Raw genomic sequence first — 3,399 nt, 5'->3', positions numbered from 1 at the left:
CAAGCTGGCCGGGTCGAGCCCTTCAGAGGCCACCGCGCTGCGGCGCGGGCGGCGTTCGGTGCGCTGCTGGCGCGGCCCACGCGGGCTGCGGCTTTCGCGGATGAACGGGTTGTCGCTCACATCGGTGACCGGCTCGCCTTCATCGGCGCGCACGCCTTCGAGCGGCACGGGCTGATCGGTATCAACGGCGTTGGCAACAGCGGCCGAGGGGCGGCGCTCTTCAAAGCGGCGACGGCTGCCCGTGCGGTCCGAAGCGCGATCAGCGCCACGGTCGGAACCGCGATCGTTGCCGGTTTCACCCTGGCGTTCGGTGCGGTCTGCCCGCTCCTGGCGTTCCGGGCGTTCAGACCGTTCGGGCCGATCCTGGCGATCCTGACGGTCTTGGCGTTCGGGCCGATCCTGACGATCGGCGGTGCGCACTTCGCGTTCCTCGCGGCGGACATAGGGACGATCGAACGCGGGGAAATCCCCTTCGATCGAGAAGTCCATGCCGTCGTCTTCGGGCTCGCCCTCGCTCCAGCGCTCGCCATTGCCGCTGTGGCGCTGGCGGGCTTCTTCCTGGCGCAGCCGGGTATCGGCGATCACGCGGAAATAATGATCGGCAAATTGCAGATAGTATTCGGCCTGGACACGATCCCCGTTGAGGTGGGCATCCTGCGCCATCTTGCGATACTTTTCGAGCAGCTGGGGGGCATTGCCCCGCGCGCGGCTGTCGATGCGATTGAGCTGCTGGCCGCCACCTTGCGGACGATTGTTACCGCGGCCGCGCCGGCGGTTGTTCCCACGATTGTTGTTCAACTCAGGCACGTCCTTGTTTGGGGCGGCTGTCGGTAGCTTTTGCCGATCCTGTCGCCGCGCAACCCTCCGCCACGCGCCCGCAACGCGCGGGTGCGCAGATTCCCAGCATCTGCCAGCCGAAAGCCCCTGGTGAGAGGCCGATGCGGGCGCAAATGGTGGAGTTGGCCGGGACGGGAAGCCTTCATCCGTCGCCCTGCCAGATGGGACAATTAGTGATCGCCGGGCAGCTTGCCAAGCGAAATATTGTGGCAAAGCGTCATTTCCACAGCCCTGTCGCGCCCGGCGAGATCGGGATGGACGCGCGCCACCATGCCATGGTCCTGCGCCAGGGCCATCACGGCGTCGCCCTGCTGCCAACCGATTTCGACCACGGCCAGGCCGCCCGGCGCCAGCAGATCAGGCAGTTGCGGCACCAGCACGGCATAATCGGCCATGCCGTCTGCCCCGGCAAACAGCGCGCTGGCCGGCTCGAAATCGCGCACGCCGGGATCGAGTGCGGCATCGCTTTCCACATAGGGCGGGTTGGCCAGGATCAGATCGAACCGCCCCAGCGCGGCGGCCCAGTTGGGCTTGGTCCAATCGCCCGGCTGCATGCGTGCCCGGCTATCCAGGCCCAGGCGCAAGGCATTGCCCGCCGCCACCACCCGCGCCGCGTCAGACCGTTCGATGCCGGTGCCCATTGCCTGCGGCCAGATCGACAGCGCCGCCAGCAGCAGCGCGCCCGAACCCGTGCCCAGATCGAGAATGCGCGCCGGCGGCCGCCCGGCCAGGGCCTGCCGCGCCACCTCGATCAGCGTCTCGCTATCCCCGCGCGGGATCAGCACCGCCGGGCTCACCGCCAGGTCCAGCCCATAGAACTCCTGGCTGCCGACGATATACGCCACCGGCTCATGCCCCTGCCGGCGCGCCACCAGCCCGGCAAATCCGCCCGGGACGGGCGCGTCCATGTGGCGCAGCAGCACATCGGTGCGCGTGCAGCCCAGCGCATGGGCCATGAGCACCTCGGCATCGAGCCGCGCCGTATCGCTGGTGGCGGTGAGCATCTGCGCCGCCTGGAACAGGGCCTGGCGGATGGTTTGTGCATGGCTTCCACCACCCCCAACCCCTTCCTCTAAAGAGGATGGGGCTTTGCCGTTGTTCTCCCCCTCCTCTTCAGAGGAGGGGGTCGGGGGGTGGTGCGAGGCCGAGAGCCCAGGCCAGCGATCAGGCAACCCCGCTGCCACCTCGACGATGCGCGTCAAAACCCCCTCCAGATTGCGCATCACCTCGTCATTGGTGAAACGCAGCGTGGTCAGCCCATGCTCGCGCAGCAGCGTGGCATCGCGACGTTCGTCTGCCTTGGCATCGTGGGTGATGCCATCGATCTCGATCGCCAGGCCCTTGGCTGGGCACAGGAAATCGAGGATGCGCCGCTCCACTGCGGCCTGGCGGCGGAATTTGAGGCCAAGCTGGCTGGCCCGCAGCGCTTGCCACAGGCGGCGCTCGGGCTCGGTCGGCACGCGGCGCATGGTGCGGGCGTAATCTCGCAAGGTTTGCGTGTGGTTTCCACCACCCCCCGACCCCCTCCTCTGAAGAGGAGGGGGAGATTCGACCGCGCCTTGCCCCGCTGGGTTAGAGGGGGCTTTTGCGGCCTTATGCTCCCCCTCCTCTTCAGAGGAGGGGGTCGGGGGGTGGTGGCGGCCTGAACCGCGCTTCTCAGTCATCCATCGCGGCCAGGCGCTTGGCCTGGTCTTCGGCGGTGAGCGCGTCGATCAGTTCGCCCAGCCCCGGCCCGGCCAGCACTTCGGGCAGGCGGTGGAGCGTCAGGTTGATGCGGTGGTCGGTCACCCGGCCTTGTGGGAAGTTGTAGGTGCGGATGCGTTCCGAGCGGTCGCCCGAGCCGACCAGGGCGCGGCGGGCCTCGGCCTCGGCGCCCTGGGCCTGTTCGCGGCGCAGGTCATAGAGCCGCGTGCGCAGCACCTGCATCGCCTTGGCGCGGTTCTTGTGCTGGCTGCGTTCGTCCTGCTGGGTCACCACCAGGCCGGTGGGCAGGTGGGTGATGCGCACGGCCGAATCCGTGGTGTTGACGTGCTGGCCGCCAGCGCCGCTGGCGCGATAGATGTCGATCTTGAGGTCCTTGTCCTCGATCGCCACGTCCACTTCGTCTGCCTCGGGCAGCACCGCCACGGTGGCGGCGCTGGTATGGATGCGGCCGCCGCTTTCGGTGACCGGCACGCGCTGCACGCGGTGCACCCCGCTTTCGAACTTCAGCCGCGCGAACACGCCCTGGCCGGCGACATGGGCGATCACTTCCTTGAAGCCGCCCAGCTCGCTGGCGTTGGCGCTGATCACCTCGACCTTCCAGCCCTGTTCGGCGGCAAAGCGTTCGTACATGCGAAACAGGTCTGCGGCGAACAGCGCGGCTTCATCGCCACCGGTGCCGGCGCGGATTTCGAGCATGGCCGGGCGCACGTCGGCCGAATCGCGCGGCAGCATGGCGATGGCCAGCGCGCGTTCGGCCTCGGGCAAGGCGCCGCGCAGCTGCTGCATTTCCTCTTCGGCCAGGGCGCGCATCTCGGCATCGGGCTCGTTGAGCGCGGCCAGGCTGGCCAGCTCGTCGCG

Annotated in this window: 3 protein-coding genes and 1 pseudogene; all 4 read right to left on the bottom strand. The window is 68.5% G+C overall.

Annotated elements, in window-relative coordinates; translation table 11 throughout:
• Positions 1 to 798: DUF4167 domain-containing protein (locus tag H926_RS31480; RefSeq protein WP_022674988.1), on the bottom strand; the 798-nt coding region annotated here is incomplete at its 3' end.
• A gap of 209 nt (positions 799 to 1,007) precedes the next feature.
• Complete coding sequence (gene prmC, locus H926_RS31475) at positions 1,008 to 1,871, bottom strand: peptide chain release factor N(5)-glutamine methyltransferase (RefSeq protein WP_043607621.1); 864 nt, start codon at positions 1,869 to 1,871, stop codon at positions 1,008 to 1,010.
• A gap of 159 nt (positions 1,872 to 2,030) precedes the next feature.
• Positions 2,031 to 2,501 (bottom strand): annotated as a pseudogene (locus H926_RS35410) (endonuclease domain-containing protein); the annotation flags it as partial.
• A partial coding sequence (prfA, locus tag H926_RS0103005) for a peptide chain release factor 1 (protein WP_022674986.1) occupies positions 2,494 to 3,399 on the bottom strand: 906 nt, incomplete at its 5' end. The gene prfA and the pseudogene H926_RS35410, both read right to left, overlap by 8 nt.

Source organism: Novosphingobium sp. B-7, assembly GCF_000410615.1.
Lineage (GTDB): Bacteria > Pseudomonadota > Alphaproteobacteria > Sphingomonadales > Sphingomonadaceae > Novosphingobium > Novosphingobium capsulatum.
This window is presented reverse-complemented; position numbering and strand designations above follow the sequence as displayed.